Origin of the sequence: Thermococcus sp. PK, from assembly GCF_000430485.1 — an archaeon.
GTDB lineage: Archaea > Methanobacteriota_B > Thermococci > Thermococcales > Thermococcaceae > Thermococcus_A > Thermococcus_A bergensis.
In genome coordinates, this window is record NZ_KE387149.1 from 531697 (window position 1) to 544979 (window position 13283).

14 protein-coding genes and 1 pseudogene are annotated in these 13283 nt (G+C 46.6%); 7 read left to right on the top strand and 8 right to left on the bottom strand.

Annotated features, from left to right (window positions below; translation table 11 throughout):
* Positions 1–2 precede the first annotated feature (2 nt).
* Positions 3–1862 (bottom strand): prolyl oligopeptidase family serine peptidase, encoded by a 1860-nt coding sequence (locus THEPK_RS04760; protein ID WP_042698959.1) that lies wholly within the window; start codon positions 1860–1862, stop codon positions 3–5.
* 96 nt (positions 1863–1958) lie between these two features.
* On the opposite strand from THEPK_RS04760, the gene THEPK_RS04765 reads away from it, so the two are divergent.
* Together THEPK_RS04765 and THEPK_RS04770 are read left to right on the top strand one after the other, a co-directional pair.
* Positions 1959–3842 carry a GNAT family N-acetyltransferase gene (locus THEPK_RS04765; RefSeq protein WP_042698962.1) on the top strand — a complete coding sequence of 628 codons (1884 nt, stop codon included), beginning with the start codon at positions 1959–1961 and terminating at the stop codon, positions 3840–3842.
* Positions 3843–3893: 51 nt separating this feature from the next.
* A complete protein-coding gene (locus THEPK_RS04770) occupies positions 3894–4565 on the top strand; it encodes a DUF4097 family beta strand repeat-containing protein (protein WP_042698965.1) in 672 nt (223 codons plus the stop codon).
* Here the strand turns inward: THEPK_RS04770 and mrtA are convergent.
* Positions 4552–5157 carry a CPBP family archaeomyxosortase MrtA gene (gene mrtA / locus THEPK_RS04775; RefSeq protein ID WP_042700581.1) on the bottom strand — a complete coding sequence of 202 codons (606 nt, stop codon included), beginning with the start codon at positions 5155–5157 and terminating at the stop codon, positions 4552–4554. The two genes, THEPK_RS04770 and mrtA, sit on opposite strands and share 14 nt — an antisense overlap.
* 21 nt (positions 5158–5178) lie before the next feature.
* The gene (locus THEPK_RS04780) at positions 5179–6090 is read right to left on the bottom strand and encodes a peptidylprolyl isomerase (RefSeq protein ID WP_042698968.1); all 912 of its coding nucleotides are present in this window, start codon (positions 6088–6090) and stop codon (positions 5179–5181) included.
* A 121-nt stretch (positions 6091–6211) separates the two neighbouring features.
* On the opposite strand from THEPK_RS04780, the gene cysS reads away from it, so the two are divergent.
* Positions 6212–7642 (top strand): cysteine--tRNA ligase, encoded by a 1431-nt coding sequence (gene cysS, locus THEPK_RS04785; protein WP_198011305.1) that lies wholly within the window; start codon positions 6212–6214, stop codon positions 7640–7642.
* Here the strand turns inward: cysS and THEPK_RS04790 are convergent, their stop codons facing one another.
* Entirely contained in the window at positions 7643–7897 is a 255-nt protein-coding gene (locus THEPK_RS04790) for a hypothetical protein (RefSeq protein WP_042698973.1), read from the bottom strand. It abuts the gene before it with no gap.
* A gap of 60 nt (positions 7898–7957) precedes the next feature.
* On the opposite strand from THEPK_RS04790, the gene THEPK_RS04795 reads away from it, so the two are divergent.
* The gene (locus THEPK_RS04795; protein WP_255346947.1) at positions 7958–9289 is read left to right on the top strand and encodes a M20/M25/M40 family metallo-hydrolase; all 1332 of its coding nucleotides are present in this window, start codon (positions 7958–7960) and stop codon (positions 9287–9289) included.
* Here THEPK_RS04795 and THEPK_RS04800 read toward each other — a convergent pair whose 3' ends face one another.
* The 3 genes from THEPK_RS04800 to THEPK_RS13570 are packed head-to-tail and all read right to left on the bottom strand — an operon-like array spanning position 9290 to position 11346.
* A complete protein-coding gene (locus THEPK_RS04800; RefSeq protein WP_042700584.1) occupies positions 9290–10657 on the bottom strand; it encodes an ATP-binding protein in 1368 nt (455 codons plus the stop codon).
* Between the two features lie 43 nt (positions 10658–10700).
* Positions 10701–11120 carry a hypothetical protein gene (locus tag THEPK_RS13565; RefSeq protein WP_232194537.1) on the bottom strand — a complete coding sequence of 140 codons (420 nt, stop codon included), beginning with the start codon at positions 11118–11120 and terminating at the stop codon, positions 10701–10703.
* Positions 11121–11151: 31 nt separating this feature from the next.
* Positions 11152–11346 carry a hypothetical protein gene (locus THEPK_RS13570; protein ID WP_232194538.1) on the bottom strand — a complete coding sequence of 65 codons (195 nt, stop codon included), beginning with the start codon at positions 11344–11346 and terminating at the stop codon, positions 11152–11154.
* Between the two features lie 160 nt (positions 11347–11506).
* Between THEPK_RS13570 and THEPK_RS04810 the strand changes: the two genes are divergently transcribed.
* Together THEPK_RS04810 and THEPK_RS04815 are read left to right on the top strand one after the other, a co-directional pair.
* Entirely contained in the window at positions 11507–11686 is a 180-nt protein-coding gene (locus THEPK_RS04810; protein ID WP_042698979.1) for a hypothetical protein, read from the top strand.
* Between the two features lie 4 nt (positions 11687–11690).
* Entirely contained in the window at positions 11691–12242 is a 552-nt protein-coding gene (locus THEPK_RS04815; RefSeq protein ID WP_042698982.1) for a hypothetical protein, read from the top strand.
* Between the two features lie 15 nt (positions 12243–12257).
* Here the strand turns inward: THEPK_RS04815 and leuS are convergent.
* A pseudogene (leuS, locus tag THEPK_RS04820) lies at positions 12258–12586 on the bottom strand (leucine--tRNA ligase); the annotation flags it as partial.
* Between the two features lie 46 nt (positions 12587–12632).
* Here leuS and THEPK_RS04825 point away from each other — a divergent pair.
* The gene (locus THEPK_RS04825; RefSeq protein WP_042698990.1) at positions 12633–13280 is read left to right on the top strand and encodes a phosphoribosyltransferase; all 648 of its coding nucleotides are present in this window, start codon (positions 12633–12635) and stop codon (positions 13278–13280) included.
* The last annotated feature ends 3 nt before the right edge of the window (positions 13281–13283 follow it).

The following is a 13283-nucleotide window of genomic DNA, read 5'->3' on the forward strand; positions in this document are numbered from 1 at the left end:
CTCTAAACTTTAGTGCCTAATGTCTTGACAACGAAAGCGAGCAGGTCTGTCAGTTCTTTAATCCTCGTCTCTGGTGAAGCCCCCATGTGTCCGCTCTTTGTTTCCACCCTGAGGTAAACTGGAGCCCCGAGGTCTTTGAGCTTCTTTGCGAACTTGAGCGCATGTGCCGGGTGAACCCTGTCATCATGTAGCCCGGTGTAAATCAGTGTCGGCGGATACTTTTGGGGTTTGACGTTGTGGTAAGGAGAGTACTTGAGGAGGAATTCCCTGTCCTTGGGATCATCTGGATTTCCATACTCCGGAATCCACACACTTCCGATGTAGAGCTTATGGAAGCGAAGCATGTCTATAACGGGGTAGCCTATTAAAGCAGCGTCCATAACGTCCGGTCTCTGGACTAAAACTGCCGAAACCAGAAGCCCACCATTGCTTCTTCCCCAGGCGGCGACCTTATAGCCCTCTTTTTTGAGCTTCTCGAGGACTGCAATAAAGTCGTCAAAGACGTTCTGTTTGTTTTCCCTCATTCCAGCCCTGTGCCATTCCTCGCCGTATTCACTTCCTCCTCTAAGGTTCGCCATCGCGAAAGTTCCGCCCCGCTTTATGAACGGTATCGCATGTGGGAAGAACCTCGGCTTCAGAGCGATGTTAAAGCCACCGTATCCGAGGACCCATGCCTTCTTTTCGTCCTTTTCTCCTTTTACGGTGAAGTAGTGCACCTTTGTTCCGTCCTTTGAGGTTGCAAAGTCTTCGCCCACCTTAAAGCTGCCCTCAACTTTGACCTCATCTATCAGTTCGAGTTTTTCCTTGAAGAGGTAGAGGCGGTAGGGAATTGTAAAGCTCTCATACCTCAATATCGCTTTTTCTCCGTCGGTGTCGAGGGGGTGAACCTGCCCGGGCATGTCAAATTTAATCTCCTCAATAAGCTCTCCGTCGAGTGTGAAGACCCTCAGCAGTGAAGATGCGTGCACCAGATAACCTGCGAGAATCTTGTCTCCGACGATTATTGCCCATTCCAGTGGGAAGTCACCTTCCGGGATAACCTCTTTTACGTTCCCGTTTTCAATGGCAATGACCTTACCGAATCCCTTTCCTTCCCTTGTGTAAATGTAAAGTCTTCCATCCACGTAGTCAATTGGATATGCTGGAACTTCGCTTGAATACACCTTTTCCCATTTTTCTGGCTCTTCAAGGGAGCCAAAATAAATCTCACTCTTGTTCCATCCTAGTGAGAGCGTTATTAACGCATAATTACCGTAGTTGCTCTTGTGGAGGCTCATAAAGTATCCTGAGCTTAACCCTTCTCCAAAGACCATTCTCTCTTCTCCGCCTTTTTTGAGGAAAATTCTCTCCGCAGGAGCATCAACTCCGTCTGGTGTTTTCCCCTTTCTATAGAAGCGTGCGAAGTAATAACCATCATCGAGGAAAACGATGTTCCAGAGTGATGGTTTTATCTCTTCAATTACCTCGCCTTTCTCTAGGTCAACTATCCTTGTAATGCCCTCATCAGCCCCGCCTATTGAGAAGCTGTACGCTAATCTTTTTCCTTCTCTGTCTACAGTGAAGCTTTGCAGGAGAATTTCATCCTTAAGCTCCTCTTCAAGCTTCTTGGAATCAACTATAACTTCGTTTGTTTCGAGAATTTTTATAATCTGCCTGCCCTTCTCGTTTACCCTTACAAACGTTCCTCTATCTGTTATGCGTGCCTCTACAACGTTCGGGAGGTAATAGTAGTTCCTAACCTCTTCAATTAACTTATCCGGGAGGTCTCCAAGAAATTCTCTAAACCGGGCGTTTTCTTCGCTTATGAATTCTATCACTCTTTCATCGTTTAAGTTTTCCATCCACATATATGGGTCTTCCATAGTCATCACCGCTCAGATATATGCCTCAACGTTATTAAACGTATTGTTTCGCTCAACACTTAAATATCCTATTGCCTAAATATCTTGGGTGGTTGAATGATAATCCGGGGAAAAGTTGTCGGCAGTGAGGTTCCTAGGTTCAAGCACAGGTGGTTTGGGATTCTTGAGGTAGAAGCGGAGGAGAGATATAAGCTCTACATGAGCGGTATTGCTCAATGGTTTGTAACGGGGGATGAGGTGGAAATACACGTCAAGAACAAGCCCAAAAAAGACAATGTGCTTGACTTTGATGATTATGAGCTCTACAAGTTTTACGAAGGGGACAAAATAAAGGTCTGGCCCCTGTGGGAAAAGGAGTACGAAGCAAAGCGCTTTTCTCCCCTGACTGGAGAGCTTCTCTATACTTACAAAATCCGGGCGAGGGAAGCTACTTATGAGAGAGACTTTGAGGCAATAGCGGAGCTTGAGCAGTATCACTACGCATCACAAAAGGAGAAGGTTGCCCTATGGAGGTGTGAGAACAATCATATCTTCGAGGCAAACACGAAGCAACCCTGCCCGGTATGCGGAAGTGAAGACGTTCATATCCTTGAGATTAAGGGTTCCACTCCAGCATCGCGTTTTTTGCTCCTTGAGCTTGAAAACCGGGAGGAATATGAGCCCAGAATATTGGCATACGTTAGAGTTGACCCACCTATTCCACTGATGCACCGTCGTTTACCCAATGGAGAAATAGAAAAGAATATAAGAGAGAAAGTTTTTCCTGAGGAGTGGTTTAAACCCTCTTTCTGGCCGGAGAGAATCATGAAGGAGCTCTATGAGGAACTGAAGAAAAAGCATACAAAAAAGATTGCACGTCACTTGCTGTGGGAAAAGGCTAAGTGGCAGGCTTTGAGGGAGAGCAACACCGCAGGAGCCAGAATAGCGAGGGTTGTTGTCCATCCCGACTACAGAAGCGATGGACTTGGACAGCTCAGCGTTAAAGCTGCCCTCGAGTGGATAAGCGAAAGAAGAATTCCCGAGATGAGAAAGAGAAAACACATTGTCGAGACTATAGCCCAGATGGCCCGCTTCAATCCGTTTTTTGAGAAAGTGGGGTTTAAGTTCCTCTGGGAAACCGCAAGCGGAAGACCCGTGCTCTTCTATCCCCTAACAGAGGAAGCAAAAGAATATATCGAAAGGTTCCTCAAAGAAGACCCCTATGCTCCTAAGGATGGAAGGCTGTGGAGGCCGAGCTATGGAAAGGTTGAGCCTTTGAAGGGGTCGATAGTGTTTAAAAACGTCAGCAAGGTGTTTGAGAGCGAGCTGGACATAAAGGGCCTTCCAGAGGAAATAAGGTTCCTTCTGGAAGCCTTTGGAGTTAGACATAGGGTAATACAGAGGCCTGTTTTGAGAAACTTGAACTTTGAAGTCAAGCCCGGAGAGTTAGTTGCGGTGGTTGGGGCAAGTGGAGCTGGAAAGACGACTCTCATTAGGCTTCTCCTTGGCGCAGCACTTGGATACTGGGAAGAGAAGTACAGACCTACGAGTGGAGAGATTAAGGTGCCGGATAACGTCAAGGTCTCAGCCCTGTTGCCCGGGGAACAGGAACCCCTCTTTGGCGATGAAAGCATTTTGGAGCATGTTTACAGAAAAATAGGGGATTTAAATGCAGCGGTGGAAGTCCTAAACCGCTCTGGTTTGAGTGATGCCGTTCTTTATAGGGCAAAGTTCAGTGAGCTCTCTACTGGTCAAAAGGAGAGGGCGAAGATAGCGTCTTTACTTGCGGAGAAGCCGAATCTTCTACTAATGGACGAATTTGCTGCTCATCTGGACACTCTCACCGCCATGAGGGTCGCCAAAAAGGTGAGTGAAATTCTAAGGGAAGCTGGCATAACAGCTTTGATAATAACCCACAGGCCGGAAGTAGTCAAAGCCCTCGATCCGGACAAAGTTCTTTTTGTGGGCTATGGAACCGCAAAGCTAACTGATCAGTTTTGACCACATTTTTCTTCTTATTTGACCACAGTATATTATATTGAGGTGATGAATATGATTGAAGTTGTTGAGAGGGAATATAAAGTGGGAGAAGGAACAAAGCTAAAGATCGGAAACATAAACGGAGCCATAAGAATTGAAGGCTACGAAGGTGAAACAATACAGCTGAAAGCCGAGAAAAAATGGGGGCTTTTGGGTGCTGAGCCAAAAATAAAGGTCAAAAAAGAGGGAAATATGTTTACGATTAAAGTTGAACAGCAAAAGACCTTTGGTGTTGGCATTGGTGGGAGTTCTGTCAATTTCAATATCCGCGTGCCGAAAGGAGTTGAAATAGAAAAAGCTGGAAACGTTAACGGCGCAATATCCATAAAGAACGTTGAAAAAGCAGGGAAAATTAGCACTGTAAATGGGAGCATTTCCATAGAAAACACTTCTGCCGAAAAAATATCTGCTGTAAACGGTTCAATCACAGCTCTGCTGTCCCGTATAAACGATAACATCAAGATTTCCACGGTTAACGGAAGAATTGAAGCTTACATTCCAAAAGATGCCGATGCCGTAATTAAGGCCACGGCTGTCAATGGGAAAATAGATTCGGAAGTTCCGGGAGAGCTTTCGAAGCCTCCGTTCCATGGTCCAAAATCTTTTAACGCTGTTCTTGGAAACGGTAAATACGAGGTTGTGCTCTCTACTGTAAACGGTACCATTACTATCAAGTCCCTATAGTGCAGAGGACGTCAAAAACAACTGCCCCGGCCCAGTGGAGAAGGAAGCTCGGCAGAAAGCTTCCGCTCTTTAAATCTATTTTCGCAAAGATTATCCCCGCTATGAAGGAGTATGGAATTTCCAGCGGTGGTTTGCCTATGTGAACCAGGGTATAAGGGATGTTCTGGGCGATTATTCCAGCCCACTCGTTTTTCTCTGCCACGGGAAAGAGGAGAATTCCTCTGTAAAACCCCTCATGGGCAAACATGATGATGCCAATTAAGAGCTCCTTGAGGAGGAAGTCCTTCCAGGAGGAGTAGGCAAATATCGGGTAATAAGCCCTGAAGCTTTCCAGATGAGAGGCATAAATGCTTATGGGGAAGGAGAGGAGAAAGAGAGCAAATGCCCAAATATAACCTTCCCTTCGTCCTATTTTAAAGCCTAATTTATGAGGCTTGAAACCAAGCAGATAAGCGGCTATGAGGGGTATAACCACATAGAAGAGGGCGTCGTAGAATGCCCACTCGTGGATGTTTTCCCCTACTCGATAGTTGATCACAATGAGAAAGCCGGCAAGAACGTAGAGGAGGAGAACATTTCTCAAAGCCTTCACCAAATAAAAAAGATAAAGGGCTCACTCGTTCTTCTTTTTGCGTCCTTTGGAGGTCCTTCTCGTTCTTCTCTTGGTTGTTTTCTTCTCTTGTTTTTCGGCTTTTTCTTCTTTTACTGTCTCTGTTGTCTCCTCGGTTTCCTCTTTTGTTTCTTCGGCTTTTTCTTCTGTTTTCTCTTCTACTTCTTCTTTGGCCTCGGCTTCCTCGATTTCTTCCTCCATTTTGGCTTCTGGTGGCTTCAAGAGCTCTTCGACACTTGGCTTGAACTCGATCTTCTCATATCCTAGGAACTTGAGGTCGCTCTCAAGAAGGATTTCTCCTAGGACAAGGGTTCTTGGGTCTATTGCCTGCTCTCCGAAGTCTATTTTAACATCGTTTTTGCCAACTTCGATCTGCACTTTCTCAAAGTCTATCCTTGGGATTCTGAGCTCGATTAGGGCTTTCACTTTCTCTATTGGGTCGTCTATCTTTTCAAGTATCTCAACTTCATAAATAACGGTTTTCCCTGCGTATGGGTGGTTGAAGTCAACCCTAACCCTACCGCTTGAGACGCTTATTATTCTTCCTTTGAGCTTTGTTCCGCTGTCGGTCTCTATCTCCACGTCAAGTCCGGGAAATGGGTAGATGCCCTGCCTTCTGAACTGGCCGATTGTGAAGGTCTTTATGAGCTTTGGATCCCTCTTTCCGAATGCCTTCTCCGGTGGAAGCTCAATGGTGTGCTTCTTTCCAACTTCCAGACCTTCAAGAGCTTCATCGAGGCCCTTTATGACGTGTCCAGCTCCGACGGCAATTGGAACCGGTCCATAGATTCCCTTCTCGTTGTATATCCCGGCTTCCTTTGCAACATCTTCATAAGTGGTATCGAATATCTCTCCTGTTTCTTTTATCTTTCCGGTGTAGTGGAGCCTTATCACGTCTTTCTTCGCAACTTTCATAATCATAACCTCCTCTTTCCTTTTTTCAAAAACTGGTTTAGATTATGGAAGGGGGTTTTTAAGCTTTGCACTTGCCGGAAGCGATAATCTAATAAAAACTTCGAAGGACTCTTTCTGGGTGATTGGAGTGAAGGTTTACAACACAATGTCCGGGCAGAAGGAAGAGTTTAAGCCTTTGAGAGAAGGAGAGGTTAGAATGTACGTGTGTGGGCCGACTGTTTACGATTACACTCATCTCGGCCATGCGAGAACTTACGTAGCTTTTGATGTTATCAGGAGATACTTGGAGCATAAAGGCTACACCGTTCTAATGGTAATGAACTTCACCGATATAGACGACAAGATTATTAGAAGGGCAAATGAAACCGGGGAAGACCCAAAAGAGCTGGCTGAAAAGTTCTTGAAGCTCTTTCTTGAGGACATGAGGGCTTTGAAGGTAAAGCCTGCCGACATTTATCCAAGGGTAACGGAGCACATTCAGGATATAGTTGAATTCGTTAGGAAGCTTGAGGAAAAGGGCTATGCCTATGAGGGAAGTGATGGGGTCTATTTTGAGGTAAGGAAGTTCAAAGATTATGGAAAGCTCAGCAAGATAAAGCTCGATGACCTTGTCAAAGGCGCGCGTGTAGAACCCGGTGAGGGCAAGAAGAACCCCGAAGATTTTGCGCTTTGGAAGAAAGCCAAGCCCGGGGAACCCAAATGGGAAAGCCCCTGGGGTGAGGGAAGGCCTGGCTGGCATATAGAGTGCTCCACAATGAGCACCAAATACCTCGGCGAGCAGTTTGACATTCATGGTGGCGGCAACGATCTAATCTTCCCGCACCACGAAAACGAGATAGCTCAAACAGAGGCATGTACGGGCAAAGAATGGGTGCGCTACTGGCTTCACACGGGCTTTGTAATGGTCAAAGGAGAGAAAATGAGCAAAAGCCTCGGAAACTTTGTTACCATCAGGGAGCTCCTTCAGAGATACTCGCCTGAGGTCATCAGGTTCTTTGTCCTTCAGAAGCACTACCGCTCTCCGTTGGATTACACGGAAGAGGGAATTCAGCACGCCAAGAACAACCTTGAGAGGCTTTACAACACCCTTGAGAATATTAGGATAGCCCTTGAAAAGGCAGAAACGCCGTTCAGATGGGACAAAGAGGAATTCGAGCTTTATGAAGTGGTGAGGGATGCAAGGAAGAAGTTCTACGAAGCAATGGACGACGACTTCAACACAGCCGAAGCTATGAAGCCAATATTCGAGGTGGCAAATGCCGTAAACAGGTATCTGGAGAGGGTTGAGAGGCCAAAGGAAAGCGTTCTCAGAAAAGCCCTTGAGTTCTTCAAGATGATAAGTGAAGTCTTCGGCATATTCGAGGACTACTTCAAAGAGGCTAAAGAAACAAAAGAGGAAGAGCTAATAGAGCTCTTAGTTGAAGTGAGAAGTGCACTTAGAAAACAGAAAAACTTTGAGCTGGCAGACAAAATAAGGAGCGAGCTCAGAGAGCTTGGTATCCAGCTTGAAGATACTCCTCAGGGGACAATATGGAAAAGAATAAACGTTTGATTACTCTTTTTTCTTTTTGAACTCTGCCAGGAGTTCTTTTGCTGCTTTTACCATTTCTTCAAGGCTTGCCTTATCGTGGGTTATGCCTATGGTTATCTTTGCGTTTGTGGTTGCGTAGGAGAAATACAGTGTGTTGCCCTTGCTCTCGGCAAAAAACTGCTCTACCGTTGTTTCTTCGTCCACTCCCTCGTCACCTTCCTCTGCTGCTATAATCTCATTGGGTATGTCCTCAAAGAGCATTGGTTTTGGCTTCATTTTCACCACCGGCTATAGTTGGTGTGGAAATTCTTAAATATCATTTCGATGAATATCTTAATGGTGTTGTCTATGGATGTTGTTGAACTCCTTTCTGAACTGGTACGATTTGACACAACGAACGACCCGGCAAAAGGTATAAAACCCCCAAAGGACTGCCCGAAGTTTATAATGGAAACACTGTCCTCCTGGGGCATTGAAGCTGAGCTGATAGAAAAGGGCGGCTATTATGCAGTTTGTGGTGAAATCGGAAGTGGAAAGCCAAAGCTCCTCTTCATGGCCCACTTTGATGTAGTTCCCGTAAACAGAGAAGAGTGGGAAACCGAACCGTTTGAGCTAACCATTAAAGGCAACAGAGCATATGGGAGGGGAAGCGCCGATGACAAGGGAAACGTGGCTGCGATAATGTTCGCACTGAAGGAGCTCTCAAAAATGGAGTTTGAGGGGAAGATTCTGTTTGCCTTTACTGGGGATGAAGAAATTGGTGGAAAAATTGCAATGCACATTGCTGAAAAGCTGAAGAGCGAAAATAAACTTCCGGAATATATGATCAATGCAGACGGCATTGGCATGAAGCCCATAATACGCAGGAGAAAGGGGTTTGGCGTCACCATAAGCGTACCCTCTGAAAAAGTCAGGGTAAGGGGATTTCTAAAAGAGAGAACCTTTAAGATAAGCACCCCGGTTATTGAGACAAGGCACGCTGCTTATTTCCTTCCTGGAGTTGATACTCACCCGATGATAGCACTTTCGCACTTTTTGAGGAATTCAAACGTTTTGGCAGTCTCTCTTGAAGGAAAGTTCCTCAAAGGAAACGTTGTGCCGAGTGAGGTAACGCTCAAGTACCTTGAGCCGGGAGAAGGAGATGAAGTTGAAGCAGATATTGGCTTAACGAAGCTTTTAAAGGCGATAGTGCCTCTGGTGAGAGCGCCTATAAAGCCGGAAAAGTACAGCGACTATGGAGTATCGATAACGCCCAACCTCTATTCGTTTAATGGCGGTAAGCATGTTTTGAGGCTCGATATAAGGGCAATGAGCCATTCTCATGAAGACATCGAGACCACAATAAAGGAGGTTTTGGCTTTCAATATACCGGAAGCGGAAGTTACTGTAAGCAATAACGAGAAAGCCGGGTATCTCTTTACCCACCCGGAGGACGAGATAGTGAGGGCAATGCTTGAAACGCTTGAAAACTTTGGCGAGAAAGCCGAACCCGTAGAAGGGCCAGGGGCGGCGGATTCAAGGTTCTTCACGCCTTATGGGGTGAAGGCGATAGACTTTGGGCCGAAAGGGGGCAACATTCATGGGCCGAATGAGTACGTTGAGATAGACTCGCTCCGCAAGATGCCGGCACTCTACACTGAGGTGGCGATGAGGTTATTGAGAGGATAGTTAGCGCCCTTTCTCTCTAACTTCGTTGAAATCCTCGAGGTCAAAGACGATGTAGCCCTCTTCCCTCAGGTTTTCCTTTCCTTCCACTCTCTTCCCGATCAGTCCGAAGTGGCTCCCAGATATTCCCGTGAGCTCCGCTTTTCTTTCAAGGTCTTTCAGGATCCCCCTCGCTTCCCTTTCGCTCAAGTTCTTCCACTTGGCCTCGAAAAACCCCGCTTCCCCGGTGATGCTGTTGAGGGCAACTAAGTCGATCTCCTCCCCCCTGTGCCACCATCTTCCGAGCTTTGTAAACCTGAAGGGCAGCTTTCCGAGACGGTTCATCCTTATTAGGAACTGTCCAGCAACGCTCTCGAAGACCTCGCCGAGGTAGCGGTTGAAGTCGCTCTGGAAATCCTCGAAGCTTATTGCTCCGATCTCTATGTCATCGCGGTAGGGGTAGACAAAGCGGAGCCAGAAGCAGTAGTAAAAGTCTTTCACCCTGTAAACGCCGCGCCCGCGCTTTCTCTGGTTTATCGGGTACTCCTTCTTCACGAGGTCGAGGGTCTCGAGGACTTTGAGATACTTTGGGAGGTTCGTCACAGCGACCCTTGTCTCATTAGCTATCTCCGTGAGCTTCGTCTTTCCGTCGTTTATGGCCTTCAGGATGTTGAGGTACGTAATCGGTTCCCTCAGCTCGTCTTTCAGCAACCTCTCGGCGTCTTCATAGAGGACGCTCACCTTATTGTAGAAGTTGTTCTCGATGTTTTTCTCCACTGGAAGAGAGTCATCGAAGTACTGGAAGTAAGCTGGAATTCCGTCTATAGTTCCATAGACCCTAACGAGCTCCTCCCAGCTGTAGCGTGGGAAAGCCTCCTTCAGGTGAAAGAATTCAAGAGGACAGAGCTTTATCTGGGCCGTCCTCCTGCCGTAGAGCGGGTTCTTGTAACTCATAAGGCTCTCCATCGTCGAGATCGAAGAGCCGAGCAGAATAAGGAAAACCTTTGAGTCTTTCAGCACTTCATCCCAGATGTACTGGAATGTCGAGGGAATCCCTTTATCTTCCTCAACCCAGTAGGGGAACTCGTCTATTACGAAGGCTATCTTTCCGAACTCTTTTACTCTCTCAAAGAACTCTTCAAGATTCCTTGCCTCGATGAAGACGTTGAACTTCCTGTTGAACGCTTTTATGAGCCGTTCAAGCTCAAGCTCCATAGGCTCTTTTTTAGCTAAGAAGTAGAAGGCCTTCTTTCCATTTATGAACTGCTTCACGAGCTCGGTCTTTCCAATCCTTCTCCTGCCGTAGATGATGATGAGGTGAGCCTTGTCCTGGGCGTAAAGCTCCTCAAGTGCATGGAGCTCCTCTTCCCGATCAATGAATTTTAGTATCATGATATTTAATATCACGTTATTAATTTTAAGATTTTCGGCTGGTTTACCTTTCGGCAACCAGCCATCCCACGGGCAGGTGTTCGGCCCCGTTCTTCCACTTTTTGTAGGCCCTGTCCCACCGCTTCAGGAGTTCAGAGCGCTTTTTCTCATCTTTTATCTGCGCTACGTACTCCCGCGGTATGTATGCGAGGTAGTGCGGCAGGTTGGGCTCAAAGGTTCCACTCTCAACGATCCTTCCTCCGGCGCGCTCCACGAAGTCCTCCAGCTTTTCCAGCGGGAAGTAGTGCAGATCGTCCTTCTCGCCGAACAGGGCTTCGAATATCTCCTGCCTCAGGTTGTACAGTTCAAGGTGTGCCTTTTGGCGTTCGTTGTTTGCTATTGGGAGGGTCTCGGCTATGAAGATCCTCTCGGAAACGCGGAGCATCTCTGAGATGACTTTGACGATGGTTTCCTCGTTTTTCAAGCTTCTGACCCCGTGGACGATAACGGCTAGATCAAACGTTTTGAATGGAAAGGGCAGTTCTTTTGCGTCGAGTTTTATGGAGAGTATCCTGTGCTTCAGCCCCCGCTGCAGACGTTAGCCAGCGGGCTTTATCCACGGCAACTACTCTGCTGGTCTCACCAACGAGGTAAGCGAGCGGAACTGTTGTTATTGCATGGGCGCCACAGCCGGTTTCGAGGACGTTCATGCCCTCTTCTAGAGGCGCGAACCTGAGTACACGGAAGCGTTCGAGTATTTCAATATGCAACCAGTCGGGAGGCAAAGGCGGCTCGTTTCGGAGTGGAATTTTTGAAAGGACATCTGTACCTAATACTTAAAGCGTTAGATTTATATTTGACAATGTTGAATTGTCGGATGCGGGCGATAGGATAAACGTTGAGGGTGTCATAATAGAATACCAAGAAGGGGACGGGGGCATGGCGCCAGTTTATGCATTTTATAAGGTTCCCGTTTACTGGGAATACATTTATGCCACAAAGGTGAGGACTATAAACACTAATATACCAATATACGTAACACATGGGTGATACTATGAGGCTTGGGGTAAGGGATGCATTGTACCTTTTCATTATTTTTCTTTTGATTGCCCAGCTTTGGTCGGTCTCACGCGAAAACGAGCGTTTGAGAGAAGAACAGAAGAGTATAAAGGAAACTCTTGTGACTTCTCAGCTCACTCACGAAATTTTCGAGGTCAGGCATCATGCAAAACTCGTGAAAAGGCTTATGGACAGTCCCCAAAATAATAAATCAGAACTCGCCCTACTTATTGAGCTAAACAACACAAAATACTCCCTTTCAAAGCTGGAGATGAACGTAGATTACTTGGGGGCTTGGCTAGGATACGAAGATGATACTCTGGCTCCCTCTGGCGGGGACTGCGTGAAGCTTCTTGATGTGGTGTATTTGTCCATCCAAAGCGGGAACATGACCAACAAAGATGTATCTCTCGTCAATAGGGGTATTGATGCGATCATGAACTTTACCTATGTTTATCCACCCACCTACGAGAACATCGTGAACGGGCTGAATGAAATGAACGGGAAGTGTAAACGGTTGCTTCAGGAGGCTAACAAAACAAACTAAAAAGAAAAGAGACCCTCACTCAACAAACACCTCCGGCTTCAGCGGCATCGCGGCCTTCTTCTTTCCACCCTTGTCCTCCTCGGGGTTGATGATTATCTCGATGCCGAGCTCCTTCTCCATGAAATCCTTCGCTTCTCTCAAGGCCTTTTCTTCATCTATGCGCTCCACCTCGAAGGCTCTCTCCTTAATTAGGCGCTGTATGAGCCTGCTAACTTCCTTGCCGTGCTTCCGCATCTCGGGGTCTTTCATCAGCTCCTTGCTACTTTGAAGTCTCTCATCTGGGCGACAACCTCGACGACCTTCCACTTCCATTTGGAGATAGTATAGATGTATGCCTTCTTCGGGAAAAGCTTAAATACTCCCTTTTCATTAACGCCAGTAAGGGAAATCATGAAGAAGTTTCCAGCATACCTAGCTTCTTGGGACGATATAGAGAAGTGGGCCAAAGAAGGAGCTATCAGGATTCTTGAAGAAGGATGGATGCCAGACGTTGTTGTGGGCCTTGCAAGAGGCGGCTGGGTTGCAGCGAGGCTTTACTGTGACTATTTGGGCATTAAAGACCTCGTCAGCATTAAGGTTGAGCACTGGGGGGTCACGGCAACTCCAGATGGGAAAGCCAAACTTAAGTACGGCACGCAATACAATTTTGAAGGTAAGAAAGTTCTGATAGTTGATGACATAGCGGACACTGGAGAAAGCTTAACCCTGGCAAAGAGTTACATTGAGAGCAAAAATCCAGCTGAAATAAAAGTTGCAACTCTTTTGACGATAAAAACCTCAAAGTTTAAGCCAGATTACTTTGGAGAGGAGATTGACTGGGCATGGATAGTCTTCCCATGGAACTTTGTTGAGGATATGATAAACCTTGTGGGCAACCTGTTTGAGGAAAAGGAAGCCCTCACTGCAGATGAAATAGTTGAGCTGTTCAAAGAGCTCCACGGTATGGAGGTTCCGAAGGAAAAGCTTGAAGAGGCTTTAAAATTTGCTCAGATGAGAAAAATATTTAAATGGGATGGGCAATCCTGGCGCAAAGCCTGAGGT